The sequence below is a fragment of the Glycomyces niveus genome, assembly GCF_017592475.1.
Classification (GTDB): Bacteria; Actinomycetota; Actinomycetes; order Mycobacteriales; family Micromonosporaceae; genus Glycomyces; species Glycomyces niveus.
The window spans coordinates 99,573-114,894 of sequence record NZ_JAGFNP010000008.1 but is presented as its reverse complement, the minus strand read 5'-3'; the positions used below and the strand labels follow the sequence as shown (position 1 = coordinate 114,894).

At 72.1% G+C, this 15,322-nt stretch carries 14 protein-coding genes and 1 pseudogene; 8 read left to right on the top strand and 7 right to left on the bottom strand.

The genetic code is table 11. From position 1 onward, the window contains the following. The first annotated feature begins 2 nt into the window (after positions 1-2). Both J5V16_RS15370 and J5V16_RS15365 read left to right on the top strand, forming a co-directional pair. On the top strand, positions 3-1,367 hold the full coding sequence (locus tag J5V16_RS15370; protein ID WP_208497302.1) for a Gfo/Idh/MocA family protein: 1,365 nt from the start codon (positions 3-5) through the stop codon (positions 1,365-1,367). Further along, the gene (locus tag J5V16_RS15365) at positions 1,352-2,950 is read left to right on the top strand and encodes a glycoside hydrolase family 13 protein (protein WP_208497301.1); all 1,599 of its coding nucleotides are present in this window, start codon (positions 1,352-1,354) and stop codon (positions 2,948-2,950) included. The genes J5V16_RS15370 and J5V16_RS15365 overlap by 16 nt, the downstream gene beginning before the upstream one ends. On the opposite strand, the gene J5V16_RS15360 is transcribed toward J5V16_RS15365, so the two are convergent. After that, on the bottom strand, positions 2,947-3,534 hold the full coding sequence (locus J5V16_RS15360) for a hypothetical protein (protein ID WP_208497300.1): 588 nt from the start codon (positions 3,532-3,534) through the stop codon (positions 2,947-2,949). The genes J5V16_RS15365 and J5V16_RS15360 overlap by 4 nt on opposite strands. 111 nt (positions 3,535-3,645) lie before the next feature. Here J5V16_RS15360 and J5V16_RS15355 point away from each other — a divergent pair, with 111 nt between their 5' ends. Continuing rightward, positions 3,646-4,218 (top strand): hypothetical protein, encoded by a 573-nt coding sequence (locus J5V16_RS15355; RefSeq protein WP_208497299.1) that lies wholly within the window; start codon positions 3,646-3,648, stop codon positions 4,216-4,218. 223 nt (positions 4,219-4,441) lie between these two features. Next, entirely contained in the window at positions 4,442-5,521 is a 1,080-nt protein-coding gene (gene disA, locus J5V16_RS15350; protein ID WP_408612462.1) for a DNA integrity scanning diadenylate cyclase DisA, read from the top strand. On the opposite strand, the gene J5V16_RS15345 is transcribed toward disA, so the two are convergent. Beyond that, positions 5,518-6,177, bottom strand: a complete 660-nt coding sequence (locus tag J5V16_RS15345) for a hypothetical protein (protein WP_208497298.1) — start codon at positions 6,175-6,177, stop codon at positions 5,518-5,520. The genes disA and J5V16_RS15345 overlap by 4 nt on opposite strands. A gap of 279 nt (positions 6,178-6,456) precedes the next feature. On the opposite strand from J5V16_RS15345, the gene J5V16_RS15340 reads away from it, so the two are divergent. Further along, positions 6,457-7,359: an A/G-specific adenine glycosylase gene (locus tag J5V16_RS15340; protein WP_208497297.1), complete on the top strand. Its 903-nt coding sequence runs from the start codon at positions 6,457-6,459 to the stop codon at positions 7,357-7,359. Positions 7,360-7,869: 510 nt separating this feature from the next. Here J5V16_RS15340 and J5V16_RS15335 read toward each other — a convergent pair. The 4 genes from J5V16_RS15335 to J5V16_RS15320 all read right to left on the bottom strand — a co-directional run bounded on the left by J5V16_RS15335 (position 7,870) and on the right by J5V16_RS15320 (position 10,826). After that, positions 7,870-8,736 carry a PrsW family intramembrane metalloprotease gene (locus J5V16_RS15335; protein ID WP_208497296.1) on the bottom strand — a complete coding sequence of 289 codons (867 nt, stop codon included), beginning with the start codon at positions 8,734-8,736 and terminating at the stop codon, positions 7,870-7,872. Between the two features lies 1 nt (position 8,737). Then, positions 8,738-9,265, bottom strand: coding sequence for a hypothetical protein (locus tag J5V16_RS15330; protein WP_208497295.1), 528 nt, complete (start codon positions 9,263-9,265; stop codon positions 8,738-8,740). Positions 9,266-9,562: 297 nt separating this feature from the next. Further along, entirely contained in the window at positions 9,563-9,784 is a 222-nt protein-coding gene (locus J5V16_RS15325; RefSeq protein WP_205328228.1) for a BldC family transcriptional regulator, read from the bottom strand. 205 nt (positions 9,785-9,989) lie between these two features. After that, positions 9,990-10,826, bottom strand: coding sequence for a hypothetical protein (locus J5V16_RS15320; RefSeq protein ID WP_208497294.1), 837 nt, complete (start codon positions 10,824-10,826; stop codon positions 9,990-9,992). Positions 10,827-10,975: 149 nt separating this feature from the next. On the opposite strand from J5V16_RS15320, the gene J5V16_RS15315 reads away from it, so the two are divergent. Next, positions 10,976-12,046 (top strand): Glu/Leu/Phe/Val dehydrogenase dimerization domain-containing protein, encoded by a 1,071-nt coding sequence (locus J5V16_RS15315; protein WP_208497293.1) that lies wholly within the window; start codon positions 10,976-10,978, stop codon positions 12,044-12,046. 281 nt (positions 12,047-12,327) lie between these two features. After that, a pseudogene (locus J5V16_RS25755) lies at positions 12,328-12,540 on the top strand (DUF3073 domain-containing protein); the annotation flags it as partial. Between the two features lie 312 nt (positions 12,541-12,852). Here J5V16_RS25755 and J5V16_RS15305 read toward each other — a convergent pair. Then, positions 12,853-13,527, bottom strand: a complete 675-nt coding sequence (locus J5V16_RS15305) for a hypothetical protein (protein ID WP_208497291.1) — start codon at positions 13,525-13,527, stop codon at positions 12,853-12,855. 195 nt (positions 13,528-13,722) lie between these two features. Here J5V16_RS15305 and J5V16_RS15300 point away from each other — a divergent pair, with 195 nt between their 5' ends. After that, the gene (locus J5V16_RS15300; RefSeq protein ID WP_208497290.1) at positions 13,723-15,168 is read left to right on the top strand and encodes an aldehyde dehydrogenase family protein; all 1,446 of its coding nucleotides are present in this window, start codon (positions 13,723-13,725) and stop codon (positions 15,166-15,168) included. The last annotated feature ends 154 nt before the right edge of the window (positions 15,169-15,322 follow it).

The following is a 15,322-nucleotide window of genomic DNA, read 5'->3' as shown; positions in this document are numbered from 1 at the left end:
GCATGACAATCCGACTGGGCATCCTGGGCGCGGGAGCGCGCGGGTCCGACACCTACGGCCGCTGGGCGATCGAGCGGCCCGATCGCGCCGCCGTCGCGGCCGTCGCCGATCCCGTGCCGCACCGGCGCGACCGTCTCGCCGACGCCGGGACCGTTCCGGGCGCGCACCGCTACGCCGAGTGGCGCGACCTCATCGCCGACGCCGAGGCGATCGGCCTCGACGCGTTCGTGATCGCCCTCCCCGACCGGCTCCATCTGGACGCCGCGCTCGCCGCCATCGAGACCGGCCTCCCCGTCCTACTCGAGAAGCCCGCCGCGACCACCGCCGGCGACCTCGAAGCGCTCGCGACCGCCGCCCGGGACCGCAAGGCCCGCATATGGATCAGCCACGTGATGCGCTACCAGCCGTTCTGGATCGCGATCCGGCGGCTCGTCGACTCGGGGGCGATCGGCCGGCTCGTGACCATGCGCGTCGAGGAGAACATCGGGTTCTGGCACTACGCGCACTCGTACGTGCGCGGCAACTGGCGCAACCTCGCCACCTCGAGCCCGATGGTGCTCGCCAAGACCTGCCACGACCTCGACATGATCCGCTGGTTCGCCGGCGAGTCCCCCGCGTCGGTCGCCAGCGCGGGGTCCCTGACCTACTTCCGGACCGAGAACGCGCCCGAAGGCGCGCCGGGCCACTGCCTCGACGGCTGCCCGGCGGCCGACTCCTGCCCGTTCTATGCGCCCCGCTATTACGTTGAGGCCCTTGCGGACCGGGACGGCTGGCCGGTGGCGCTCCTCGGCGACGACACGAGCCCCGAGGGCCGCCTCGAGGCGCTGCGGCGCGGGCCGTACGGGCGGTGCGTGTTCCATTCGGACAACGACGTCGTCGACCATCAGCAGACCGTCGTCGACTTCCCCGGCGGACTCACCGCGACCCTCTCGACCTCGGCGTTCACCGGGCAGAACACGCGGACCGTGCGGCTCACCGGGACGGCGGGGGAGATCGCCGGGAACCTGCGGACGGGCACGTTCGAGGTCGACCTGTTCTCGCCGGCCGCCGTCCTGCCGGTGCTGCCCGGGGCGCGGATCGGGCGGCGTTTCACGCGGCCTCCCATGGGGCACAGGGTGTTCGAGATCCACGCCGGACCGGCGGAGGACGAGCCGAGCCACGGCCCGCAAGCGCCGGGCGGCGGCGCGCCGGACCACCGGGGGCATTCGGGCGGCGACGAGGCGCTGGTCGACGCGTTCGTCACCGCGCTCGAGGGCGGCGAGGCGGCCGCCACGGACCTGGAGGCCGCCTTGGACAGCCACCGGATGGCGTTCGCGGCCGAGCGTTCGCGACTCGAGCGACGCACGATCCCTTGGGAGGCAATGTGACGTGGTGGCGGGGCGCGGCGATCTACCAGGTGTACCTGCGCAGTTTCGCGGACGGGAACGGCGACGGGATCGGCGACATCGCGGGCCTCGAATCGCGGCTCGGTTACCTGCGGGACCTCGGCGTCGACGCGCTCTGGATCAACCCGTGGTACGCCTCGCCGATGGCCGACGGCGGTTACGACGTGGCCGACTACCGGGCGATCGACCCGGCGTTCGGCACGCTCGCCGACGCTGAGCGGCTCATCGCGGCGGCGCACGCGTCGGGGCTGCGGATCATCGTCGACCTCGTCCCGAATCACACCTCCGACCAGCACCCGTGGTTCCAGGAGGCGCTGCGCGGTGGCCCCGGTTCGCCTGCGCGCGAGCGGTTCCACTTCCGCGACGAGGTGAACAACTGGCAGTCGCGCTTCGGCGGGCCCGCCTGGTCCCGAGTGGACGACGGGCAGTGGTACCTGCACCTGTTCGACGCCTCCCAGCCCGACCTGAACTGGGACCACCCGGAGGTGCGGGCCGAGTTCCCGTCGATCCTGCGGTTCTGGCTCGACCGGGGCGTGGACGGCTTCCGCATCGACGTGGCCGCGCGCCTGGTCAAGCAGGCCGGGCTGCCCGACAAGCGGGGCCGGTTCGAGGGCGTGCCGACCTTCGCCGACCTCGACGAGGAGCCGGACAAGGACCGGCCCGAGGTGCACGAGATCTACCGGGACTGGCGGATCGTCCTCGGCGAGTACGGGCCCGACCGGGTGTTCGTGGGCGAGATCTGGGTGCGCGACCCCGAGCGGTTCGCGCGCTACCTGCGCCCCGACGAGCTCCACACGGCGTTCAACTTCGAGTTCCTCAAGTGCGCGTGGGAGGCCGGGGCGCTGCGGGAGGTCATCGACCGAACCCTCGCCACGCACGCCGGTGTCGGCGCACCCCCGAGCTGGGTGCTGTCGAACCACGACGTGACGCGGCACGTGACCCGCTACGGCCGCGCGCACAGCTCGTTCCTCAAACGCGAGCACGGCGTCCCGACCGACCTCGCGCTGGGCACGCGGCGGGCGCGGGCGGCCGCGCTGCTGAGCATGGCCTTGCCGGGCGGCGTATACGTCTACCAGGGCGACGAGCTCGGGCTCCCGGAGGTGTTCGACCTGCCCGATGCGCTCCGCGAGGACCCCGTCTTCGCGCGCACCGACGGGCTCGACCTGGGCCGGGACGGATGCCGGGTGCCGCTGCCGTGGGGCGGCGACGCGCCGCCGTTCGAGTTCGGCCCCGGCGGCGCATGGCTGCCGCAGCCGCCGGAGTGGCGCGACCTCACGGCCGCACGGCAGCTGGGCGACCCCGAGTCGATGCTGTCGCTCTACCGGCTCGCTTTGCACTTGCGCCGCAGCGAACCCGCGCTGGGCGACGGCGGGATGCGGTGGCTCGAGAGCGAGCCGGGCGTGCTCGCGTTCGAGCGCGACCCGGGCTTCCGGTGCGTCGTCAACCTCACCGGCGACGAGATCGAGCTCCCCGCAGGCGAACCGCTCATCGCCAGCGCGGCATTGCAAGGGCGCGAGGGGGACCGGCTCCCGCCGGACGCGGCTGTGTGGCTGCGTACCGCCTAGGAGTCGGCGTCGGGCGCTTCGAGCCAGGGTTCGGGGACGCGCGCTTTGACGGCCGCCATCGCCGCGATGTGAGTGCCGCGCGGGAGGCGGATCATGTACCGGGGCGGGTCGGCGGGGAGGACCATGCGCTCGAGGAGCGGGTCGCCGTCGCGGTCGAGCGGGTCGTGCAGGCGCAGCTCGAGGCTCCAGCTGCTGGTGGAGAGTCCTTGGGCGGTCTGGACGTACTCGTGGAGGCCGATCGCGGCCACGTCGTTCCAGGGGATGACGGCGCGGGCGGCGCCGTCGGTGAGCCACAGGCCGGCGAAGTCGGTGATGATCGCTGTCCCGCGGCGATTCCGGGCGGTGCGCAGGCAGATGAACGCGAGCGTGCCGCAGAGGAGTAGGAGGAGCGCCCCTCTCGCGAACGACGCGAACGGCACGTTGACCTGGTTCGCGCCCAGCGCTTCGTGCGCTGCGAGGAACGTTCCGAGGGCGGCGAGCGCGACGGAGACTGCGCCGAGCAGCATCCAGGTGAAGGCGATGCGGCGGCCGATGGGCACGGGTGTCGCGTCCGGGGACGGGCCTGCGGTCGGTGCGGGGTACATGGCGGACCAGCCTAGATTGCGCCCGCCAGTGCCGTCGTCCGTGGCGCGGGTCGCCGGGGATCGTTAGCATTGCCGCCGAGGAGGTGCGGCGTGCGCAGGAGCTCGGAGTGGGTGGCGATCGAGCGCAGTTCGCCGACTCGTCGGATCTCCTCGCTGGTGCTCTATTCGGTGGCGTGCACGGCGTTGATCGTGGGCCTGTTCCTGCTGGTGCGCACCGAGCCGGAGACGCTGGACTCGGGGGAGCCGAACCCGGTCGCGGCGCTGCCGGGGTTCTTCACCGTGATGGCGCTCCTGGGGGCGGCGAGCTTCCTCGTGCCGCTGGTGCGGCCGCCGAAGCTGATGGTGAACCATTTCGGGCTGCGGGTGCGTGCGGGTTTCGGCAAGAGCCTGCTCATCCCGTGGAGCAACGTCGAGGAGCTCGCGGCGATCCATGTGGGGTCGAAGCGGCGGGGCGCGTCGTATCTGCTGTTCGCGGCGGACAGCTATCTGGGGCGCGGCGGGTCGGACCGGCCGGGGTTCCTGGGGCGGTCGGTGCTGCGGGAGGCGAACCGGGCCACGGAGGGATTGGTGGCGGGTTTCGATCTCGCGGTGCGCTGCAAGGACTTCGCGCTCGAGCCGCAGCAGCTGCTGGCGCGGCTGGCGTCGTTCGCTCCGGGTCATGTGCAGGTCGTGGACCGGCTGTAGGGCGCGGCACGCCGGTTTGTTCGCCCTGAGCGAAATCGGGCCGGGCCGCACGTCGCGGCCCTGGTGGTCTCCGCGCGGATGTCGGGATGGGCGGGTTGCCCTAAATGCCGCTCCCTGACCCGTGCTGGTGATCCGTACACTGGAGGCGACCTGACGTTCCGCCCCTGAACGAACCGGTCACCTCAACCGCCCGGCCTCCCGCGCCCGGCGGACCGTCCAGCATTTGGGGGTACCCGTGGCGTCGATCCCGGACGAGGGCCTGCGCGCGACCCTGGCCACCATGGCGCCCGGCACCGCGCTGCGCGACGGCCTCGAGCGCATCCTGCGGGGCCGCACCGGCGCGCTCATCGTCGTGGGCTGCGACAGCCTCGTCGAGGAGATCTGCACCGGCGGCTTCGAGCTCGACATCGAGTTCTCCGCGACCCGCCTCCGCGAACTGTGCAAAATGGACGGCGCGATCGTGATCACCACGGACGGCTCGCGCATCGTGCGCGCCGGCGTCCACCTCATGCCCGACCCCTCCATTCACTCGAACGAGTCGGGCACCCGGCACCGCACCGCCGAGCGCGTCGCCATCCAGACCGGGTTCCCGGTGATCTCGGTGAGCCAGTCGATGCACACCATCGGCCTCTACATGGGCTCGATCCACCACCTGCTCGAACCCTCCACGCAGATCCTCTCGCGCGCCAACCAGGCCCTCGCCACGCTCGAGCGGTACAAGCTGCGGCTCGACGAGGTCGCCGGGAGCCTCTCCAGCCTCGAGATCGAAGACCTCGTGACCGTGCGGGACGCCGTCACCGTCCTCCAGCGCCTCGAGATGGCCCGCCACATCGCCGACGAGGTCGAAGGCCACGTGATCGAGCTCGGCACCGACGGGCGGCTCCTCGCCCTCCAGCTCGACGAGCTCATGGCCGGCGTCGACACCGACCGCGAGCTCATCGTCCGCGACTACCTGCCCGACGGCGAGGACTACCGCAAAGCCCTGCGCGCCGTGGACTCCATGCGCTCACCCGACCTGCTCGACCTCATCGCGGTCGCGCGCTCGCTCGGGTACCCCAACTCGCCGGACGTGCTCGACCGGCGGGTGAGCCCGCGCGGCTACCGGATGCTCGCCAAGGTGCCGCGGCTGCCCGAAGCGGTGATCGAACGGGTCGTGGGGCACTTCGGGGCCCTGCCGGAACTGCTCGGCGTCACCGTCGAGGAGCTGCAGGACGTCGACGGGATCGGCCCCGGGCGCGCGCAAAGCATCCGCGAATCGCTCACCCGCCTCGCCGAGGTCTCGATCCTCGACCGGTACCTCTAGGTCAAGCGCAGCGTCGTCGGCGACGAGACCGCGTCGCCCAAGCGCGCCCGCAGCTCGTACTCGCCCGCGGGCAGCTCCCGGCGGGCGCCCGCGCACTCCGCTTCGGACGCCAGGCCGTCCACCGTGAACTCGATCGTCTGGCCGGTGCCGTCCGCGAGCTCGACCTCCTCGCCCTGCGGCGTCTCGCAGTGCGCGGTCGAGTAGACGACGTCCGCGCCGGCGGTCAGCTCGACGGCGACCTCGCGCAGGTCCGCGGTGCACGCGGTGTCCGCGCCGCTCGCGACCAGGACGCTCACCGGCACCTCCGAACCCGACCGCGCCTCGTCGAACGCGGCCACCACCTGGAGCATCAGGTCCTCGGCCGCGCAGGGCTCCACCGCCGGCTCCGTGGGCGACGGCTCCTCGCTCGGCTCGGCGTCCGGCGTCTCGCGCAAATACGGGCGGTTCACGGTCGAGTCCGACGACGGCGGCACCCACTCGTTCTGGGCCGCATCCGCTTCGGCCTCGGGCTTCTCCTCGCCGCCGCCGAGCGCGCTGAGGCCGACCACCACGAGCAGGACGAGCGCGAGCACCGCCCCCGCCACGATCGCCCGCCGCTTCCAGTACACCGACTCCGGCTCCGAGCCCTTCACGAACCTGCCCCTGAAACCCTGCACGCCGGGACGCTAACGCAACGGAGTCGCATGAGAGCGGAATTACACGCACCCGAGCCCTGAGCACGCCCGGAAATGTCGCACCCCGCTGCGACCGTGGAAACCGGGGGCCCTTACCCATCCGCGCGAAGTGCCTGTGGAGTGCCCGCCGGATCCCCGCCCAGCGACGGCGGTTCCCGTCCGAAGGCCCGGAACCGCGACGACGCACAGCACACACCGGCAGGACCGCCCCGCGCCGACCCTCCCGTCCGATTGTCGGACCCCGCACCGACAATGGGAGGCATGCTCGCCGCCGACACCGCACCGGCACTGCCGTCCCCCGCGACCCTCAGCGCCCGCCTGCTCCCCTGGTTCGACGCGCACCACCGCACGGAACTGCCCTGGCGCCGACCGGGCACCACCGCGTGGGGCGTGCTCGTCTCCGAGGTCATGAGCCAGCAGACCCAGGTCGCCCGCGCCGCCCCCGTATGGGAGGCCTGGATGGCGCGTTGGCCCACCCCGGCCGACCTCGCCGCCGCCCCGACCGCCGACGTCCTGCGCGAATGGGGCCGCATGGGCTACCCGCGCCGGGCCCTGCGCCTCCAGGAGTGCGCGCGGATCGTCGCCACCGAGCACGGCGGCGTGGTCCCGTCGGACCCGGCCGAGCTCGAAAAGCTGCCCGGCATCGGCGTCTACACCGCCGCCGCGGTCGCGGTCTTCCACTACGGCGGACGCCACGCGGTCGTGGACACCAACGTGCGCCGCGTCGTCGCCCGCCTCGGCGGCGAGAGCGACGCGGGCACCGCCACCACCAAGGCCGACCTCGCCGCCGCCGAGTCGCTGCTGCCCGACGACGCGCCGACCGCCGCGCGCGTCTCGATCGCGCTCATGGAGCTCGGGGCGCTGATGTGCAAGGCGCGCGCGCCCGAATGCGGGGCCTGCCCGGTGAGCGCCGTGTGCGGCTTCTCCGGCCAGGAGGTCCCGGCCGGGCCGAGCCGCAAGCGCCAGACCTACAAGGGCACCAACCGGCATGTGCGCGGCGAGGTCATGGCGCTGCTGCGGGACGCCGACGGGCCGGTCGGGCGCGACCGGATCGACGCGGTCTGGCCGGACCGGCGGATGCTCGACGAGGCCGTCGCACAGCTCATCACCGAGGGACTCATCGGCACCGACGAATCGGGACGATTCGAACTCCCGAGTCGGTGACAAATCGCACGGCCGCTGGTAGCGTCGAAATCGAGAGAACTTCACGATGCTCGGTCGGCGCCGATTCTCAAATCGGCGGCCCTGGGTCGAACCTCACTCGTCACCAAGTGAGGCGCCGGACGGACCAACGGGTCCACTCACCGCCGGTGCCAGGGCCGAATCGCCTACCGCAGGGCCGCCCCCGAGCGGCCGGCCAGGAACACGACGACGCGGCTCGCGCCATGAACCGTCGCGTCGACCGCGGACCGGCCGCACGAAATGCGGGCCAGTGGGAGCGGACGCCTTGAGCGACGGACGCGACCGAGCACGGCAATGCCGTCTCGGTACCGCGCGCTCAGACCGGGGCGGCATTGTTACGTGCCAGCACGCGAATGCTTCTCGCATCTCAGCGCCGACCAGGCGATGTCGCACCCCTGTGGGACACTGCCCTTTTCACTGGTAGTGGTGAAGGTGGGACTGGGCGGGTACCCCGGGCCACCCGTATGGCCGCCCTGGCCTGCGCAAACGCACTCAGATCGCCTCCGGCTCCCGCTCCACCGGCGCCTCCGCGCGCTTCGCCCACCGCACCAGCCACCACACGATGAGTACCGCCGGCAGGCCCTTGAGCATCACCCCGGCCAGCACGCCGAGCGCGCCCAGCCCGAGACCGTCGCGCAACAGCGGCGAATTCCAGAGCGCGTGCAACACGATCACCCCCGCGAGCGCCCCGACCGCGACCCACACCGACCGCGCCGTCCGGCGCGTCGCCGCGAACGCCACCCCCGCGCCCACGATCGCCGTGAACACCGCGTGGCTCCACAGCCCCGCGAGCACCCCGCGCACGATGAACACCGCGATCACCGGCTCCACCACGTCCCCCGCCCGGTTCAGGACCGTGCTCGACATTGCGAACGCGTACCCCTCCACGATCTGGAACCCCACCCCGCAGAACGCCCCGAGCACGATCCCGTCGAGCACCCCGCGCACCCGCCCCCACGCCATCGCCACCACCAGCACCACGCCCGCGGCCTTCACGACCTCCTCCACCACCGGCGCCGCCAGCACCGGCGACCACCGCTCCGCCCACGCCGGGCCGTACGCGGTCGCCAGCAGCCCGTGCAGCGCCCGCGAACCGAACAGGGACGTCATCACCGCCACGGTCGCCCCCCAGACGAGGCCGATCGCGAGCGCCCCCGCCGGGAGCGCCAGCCGGTCGGCCACGCGGCCGCGCAGCCACCAGAACGGGATCGCGAAGAGCGAGAACAGGACCAGCGCGGTCGTCCCCGCGCGCGGGTAGGCGAGCGCCACCGGGAGCGTGTTGTACAGCAGCAGGATGCCCGCCGCGCCGATGAGCAGCACGGCGGTCCACTGCACGGGCGAGGCGGGGTCGAGCCGCATGTCAGGCGGATCCGAAGGACAACTGGCCGATGAGCGCGTCGATTCTGTCCACAGTGGCTGAGTCTAGCGACGCGCCGGTCGCGGTGACCTCGGCGCGGATCGTGTCGTGGACGAAGGCGCACGCGAAGCCCGCGCCGGTCTCGGTGACGAAGCTGCGCCCCGCGCCCTCGACGCCGTCGGCGGCGCAGTCGCGCGGTTCGGTGAGCTGGACGCCCGGCTGGACTTCGAGGAGGCGCGACATCTCGTCGGCCAGGTACTCGGCGTCGAAGTCGTAGGGGCCCGCGACGGCGATGTCCACTTCGGCCTCGCCCACCAGGAATTCGATGCGGCCGGAACCGGGCTGGTAGTAGCCGGGGCGCATCCGGACCTCGTCCGGGGCGGTGAGGGTGGCGCCCGCGAGCGTGAACGTCCACCCGCCCACGTCGACCGTGGGGGAGACGGCTTTGTTCAAGAGGGGCACGGCGAGCGCGAACATGAGGACCACCGCTGCGACGGCGGTGGCGACGGCGAGGCTCTTCGTGCGAGTCACGCTTCAAGCGTGGCATGGGATTCCCGGCGGCGCATCGGGAACGCGCGCGTACGGGGTGGAGCGCCGGATTCGCCGGGCCTTGCGGGGAAGCGGGCCCTGAGGGAGGGCCCGCGTCCTCGATCGTCGGAGTCCGCGGCGCCGACTGCCGCGGCTTCGATAGGGCGGTGCGGACGCCCGGTGGAAACCGGGCGGTGTGGCCGGAAGGGTGGTCCGGCCTATTGGTTCCCTCGCCGTGTGGCCACGGCGTTCATGCTGGTTCCAGTGGCGGTGCCCGGTCGGTGGCGCCGCCGCTGCTACTTACTCAGCGGCGACGCGCTGAGCGGGGATGTCACCGTTGATCAGGGCGCGGATCTCGGACTCGCGGTAGCGGCGGTGGCCGCCGAGGGTCCGGATGGCCGAGATCTTGCCGGCCTTGGCCCAGCGGGTGACGGTCTTGGGGTCGACGCGGAACATCGCGGCAACCTCGGACGGGGTGAGCAGGGCCTCGGATTCCACCGGAAGGTTCAGCTCTGTCGTCATCGTTCTTCTCCTCCACAGACGGGCTGCGAATCACCGGCGCCGAGCCTTGATTCGTTCCTTCTGCAATCGTCCGGCCTGTCGTAGATGTCCGACATAGTCCGAACGGCCGATTTTGCTTGGACTTTCCGGTCGTGTCGCTCATCCGAGTGATCACTCCACATGCGAACGTGCTGGCAGCGGCTGTGCGGTGTCGCGGCGTCCGAGGTCAGTTGAGGCGTTCGGCGAGACGACGATCACGCCACCGGTCGACAAGGCGCGCATAGCAGTCCTGCGCCTCTTCGGGCTCGGAGGCGCCGAGGTGGTCGAGGGCCTGCCAGGTGAGGTCGACCGAGTCCTCGGCGCGCAGCTCCTCGGGGTCGAGCCGCGCGGCGAGGCCGCCGTAGTCGAGTTCGACGATCGAGTCGCGGTGGAAGCCGTCGAGCCACTCGCCGGTCTCGGCCAGTGCCTCGGCGAGCTCGGCGCCTTCGCCGAACTCGGAGCGCACGAGGTTGCGGGCGACGACGAGACCGGTGCGGGCTTTGGTGATCGGGGTGCGGTAGCGCAGCTGGGCGACGCCGCGCTGGATCACCAGTTCGCGGTCTTCGGCGCGGACGCAGGCGAACCAGCGCAGCGGCACGGACCAGGACGCGACGTGCTCGTGGGCGTCGGCGGGGGCGTCGTGGCGGTCGGTCCCGTCGTCCAGGGCGACCACTTCGGCCGCCGAGGACAGGAACTCAGGAGGGAACAGCGCCTCGGCGACGGCCTCGGGCGTCAGCCGCCGCACCTCGAGGGCGGAGGCGGCGACGCGGTAGCGGAGGTTCCAGGGGCACACGAGGGGGTCGGCCTGGCGGCCGCGGTCGATGACGTACGCGTCGCGCGGGAACGACGGCACGCCGCGCCAGGGCCAGCCGATCCGCTCGTACAGCGCTTCGCGGCGCAGCCGCGGCCCCTCGAGGGGGTCGATCGCGCGCCCCGAGGCCGCGTACGCACGCCAGTAGTCGGCGTCGGCGAAGGCGCCCGCCGGCTCGTAGACGCGCAGATAGGACGCGTTCGGTGCGTACACGAGGCAGATACTTCCATAGTCATATGCTGGGGGCGTAGGCATACCCGCGCTACATCGAGAGTGTCGGCCGAGACCCGGCCGCCCCCTGGGAGGTTCCCGCAGCGACGGCGGCGCAGGGCACCCCCGCGAAACGAACTGGAGAGCAAGCCATGAGCATCTTCGACGGCAGCGGCCACGAGCAGGTCGTGTTCTGCCACGACCCCGATTCGGGGCTGCGCGCGATCATCGCGATCTACTCGACCGCCCTCGGCCCGGCCCTCGGCGGTACCCGCTTCTACCCCTACGCCTCCGAGGAGGACGCCCTCAACGACGTCCTGCACCTCTCCGAGGGCATGGCCTACAAGAACGCGATCGCCGGGCTCGACCACGGCGGCGGCAAGGCCGTCATCTGGGGCGACCCGGCCGTCGACAAGAACGAGGCGCTGCTGCGCGCCTACGGCCGCTTCGTGGAGTCGCTGGGCGGGCGGTACGTGACCGCCTGCGACGTCGGAACGTACGTCGAGGACATGGACCACGTCGCCCGCGAGACGCGCCACGTGAGCGGACGCAGCCCGGAGGCGGGCGGGGCCGGGGACTCCTCGATCCTCACCGCGTTCGGCGTGTTCCAGGGGATGCGCGCCGCGGCCCTGCACCGCTGGGGCGCAGTGGACCTCGCGGGCCGCACGGTCGGCGTGGCCGGGCTCGGCAAGGTCGGGCGCCACCTCATCCCGCACCTGCTCGAGGCCGGGGCCGAGGTCGTCGCCTGCGACGTGAACCAGGCCGCGATCGACTGGGCGAGGGCGAACCACCCGCAGGTGCGGATCGTCGCCGACGCCGACGAGCTCATCGCCTCGGGCATCCACGTGTACGCGCCGTGCGCTCTCGGCGGCGTCCTCAACGAGCAGACCCTGAAGACCCTGGACGCCGAGATCGTGTGCGGCGCCGCGAACAACCAGCTGGCCGAGCCGGGCGTCGCGGCCGAGCTCGACCGGGCCGGGATCCTCTACTGCCCCGACTACGTGGTGAACTCGGGCGGGGTCATCCAGGTCGCCGACGAGTACGACGGCGCGTTCGACTTCAAGCGGGCCGAGCGGCGCACCGCCGGGATCTTCGCGACCACCTCGCGCATCCTCGAGCGGGCAAAGGGCGAGGGCACGACCCCGGTCGCCGCCGCGAACGCCATCGCCGAGGAGCGGATGGCCGCCGTCGGCCGGCTCCAGCGGGTGCGCCTGTTCCGCTGATGTCGCGCGTCCCCCGGTGCGCGGACGTGCGCGCCGGGGGGCGCCACCGGTCACCGCCGGTCGCGATGCCGCTCCCTAAAGTGAGAACACTGCTCACGTTACGGGCGGTCGTTCGTCCCGGTCTGGTGGTCATCGCCGGTAATCTGTGGCATCCAACTCATGGGCCGGGATGCAGTCCTGCGCCCCAAGGCTGTACCGTAGGAGCCACGAAGAGATTGCAAGCATTCCGGGGCACCTTATCGGCTGCCCCGATGATTTCTGTGCGAGGGGGTCGAGCCAACATGGGGCGAGGCCGAGCTAAGGCGAAGCAGACCAAAGTGGCCCGGAAGCTCAAGTACCACACTCCGAACACCGACATCCGAGCGCTCGAGCGCGAACTCGGCGGCGGTCGTCAGGACGAGGTCGACATTGAGACTCCTGAAGAGGAATCGGACCCTTACGCCGCTTACGCCGATCGGTACGACGGAGACGACGAAGAGCTCCGTGAAGATGACTGGCTCCCGCCAAAGAAGCAGTTAGCCGGACGGCTCCATGAGCCGACCGGGCGGGCCCTCCCGACCGATACCGCAATCTCCACATCCAGTGTGAGCTCAGCCAGCGAGCGCCGACGTCCCTAGCGGACCCTGCGCCGCGGCCGCAGGTCCGCTCCCCCACGAGCGGGCACGAGGCGCTGGAGCATAGACCTCGGGTACCGGTACCGATCATTCGGAATGCACCACCTCGGGATGCAAAAGCCAACCAGCAGAATACGAAGAGGCGGCGCGACCTGAGTCGCGCCGCCTCTTCGGCTGCCTTCAGCGCGGTCCCTACTGGGGCGCCTGGGGCCACGGGTTCTGCTGGGTCGCCGGGGGCGCCTGCGGGGCCGGCGGCGGGACCGCGGGCTGCTGCCCGGTCGGGTAGCCCTGCGGGGCCGGGGCGGCGGGCTGCGCGGCGGCGGCCGAGCCGGGGACCATCACCGCGCCGGCGGCGAACAGGCCGTACGCGGCCACCAGGAGCAGCGCGCCGATCCAGGCCGAGGCGTCCGAGCCGGCGTCGCCGTCCGGCAGCGACAGCAGGTCGTACAGGAAGCCGGCGAGGAACAGGCCCGCGCCCGCGACCGTCAGGGCCTTCCAAAGGGTCCGCAGCTTCTCACCGGCGAACAGCGTCAGCGCGAACATGACGATCACGCCCGTCAGGATCGACGGGAGGCCGAACAGGTGCCCGGCCACGTCGACCTGCAGCTCGGTGCCGTCGCTCGTGCCGGCGATGAGACCGGCGAGGACCAGCGCGCCGAGGCCGCACAGGCCCAGGATCGCGGGCATGGAGGGCACGCCGAGCTTGTCGAACAGCGACGGGGCCGGGGGAGCGTACGCCGCGTACTGCTGCTGGGCCTGGTACTGCGCCTGCGGCGAGGCGTAGGGCGCCTGAGGGTACGCCTGCTGTTGGGGCTGACCGGAGGTCGGCTGCTGCGGATACCCCGCACCTGATTGCTGTTCACTCATGCCCTCATCATGCCTTGAGCGGGCAAATGAGCGCACCCGGGTTGCGAAGCCTCCACCCGGGAAAACGCTCGCGGGCGCGCGGGCGCGGCCGGACCCGCTTCGGGCCCTTCCGGTTTCGCGCCGCGGCCTGGCGGCGATCGGATCGGCACGCCCCAACCGCAGCGCCGCACGCGCTTGAACCCGTAGGCTGGAAGCATGTCGCAACGTCTCCGTCCCGTTTCGCCGATTTGGGTGGCAGGCCGTCCGCAGCACGGCGAGGAGGAGTTCTTCGTCACCCACCCCTACGACGAGTCCCCTGTGGGCGCCACCTCGTGGGCGACCGCCGGGCAGGTGGAGGCCGCCGTCGCCGCCGCCTCGGGAGCCGCCCGCGAATGCGCGTCCCTGCCCGCACACGTCCGGGCCGAGGCCCTCGAACACGTGCGCCGCCGCCTCGACGAGGAGGCCGAGACCTGCGCCGAGCTCATCACCGCCGAATCGGGCAAGCCGATCGCGTGGTCGCGCGTCGAGGTGCGGCGCGCCGTCTCGACCTTCCGGTGGGCGGCCGAGGAGGCCCGGCGGTTCGTCGGCGAGGTCCAGCGCCTCGACACCGACCCGACCGCCGAGGGCCGCCTGGCGCTCGTGCGGCGCTTCCCGCGCGGGCCCGTGCTCGGCATCTCCCCGTTCAACTTCCCGCTGAACCTCGTCGCGCACAAGGTCGGGCCCGCGATCGCGGCCGGCTGCCCGATCGTCGTCAAGCCCGCCCCGGCGACCCCGCTCTCCGCACTCCACCTCGGCGCCCTGTTCTCCGAGACGGACCTGCCGCCCGCGATGCTCTCGGTCCTGCCAGTGCCCGACCACCGGGCCGACCAGCTCGTGGACGACCCGCGCCTGCCCGTCGTCTCCTTCACCGGCTCCGCGCCCGTGGGGAAGCAGATCCTGCGCCGCATCCCCGACAAGCACGTGACGCTCGAACTCGGCGGGAACGCCGCCGTCCTCGTCAGCGCCGACTACCCCAAGCGGGACTGGGCGGCCGAGCGGATCGCGATGTACGGCAACTACCAGGCCGGGCAGTCCTGCATCGCCGTGCAACGCGTCTTCATCGAGGCGCCCGCCTACGCCGACATGGCCGCCCGCATCACCGAGCAGGTCAAGGCCCTGCCCTCGGGCGACCCGAACGACCCCTCTTGCAAGGTCGGGCCGCTCATCAGCACCGACGCCGCCGTGCGGGTCGAGGCCTGGATCGAAGAAGCCGTCGACGAGGGCGCGAAGGTCCTGTGCGGCGGCGCCCCGCGCGAAGGCTCCCTCATCGAGCCCACCGTGCTCGCCAACGTCCGACCCGACGCGAAGGTCCTGCGCGAAGAGGTGTTCGGGCCCGTGCTCGTCCTCGCGAGCGTCGACAGCTTCGAGACCGGGCTCGCCGCGATCAACGACTCCCGGTACGGGCTCCAGGCCGGGGTCTTCACCGAGAGCCTGCCGCAGGCGATGCTCGCCCACCGCACCCTCGACGTCGGCGGCGTCATCATCGGCGACGTGCCCTCGTTCCGGGCCGACCAGATGCCGTACGGCGGCGTCAAGGGCTCCGGCGTGGGCCGCGAAGGCGTGCGGTGGGCCATGGAGGACTACACGGTCGAACGCGTGGTCGTCCTTCCGGACACTCTTTAGGCCGCTGATTCGGGCGGCCGGGCACCGGCCGCCACGCCCGGGCTCGAACCCGATGTGCGGTGCGTTGCCTCGCACCCGGGCACGGGCGGGGGCGTTCGCGCACACGCGTCCCCGCTGAGCTGCGACATTCCTTACTCGGAGCCGACCCCGGATC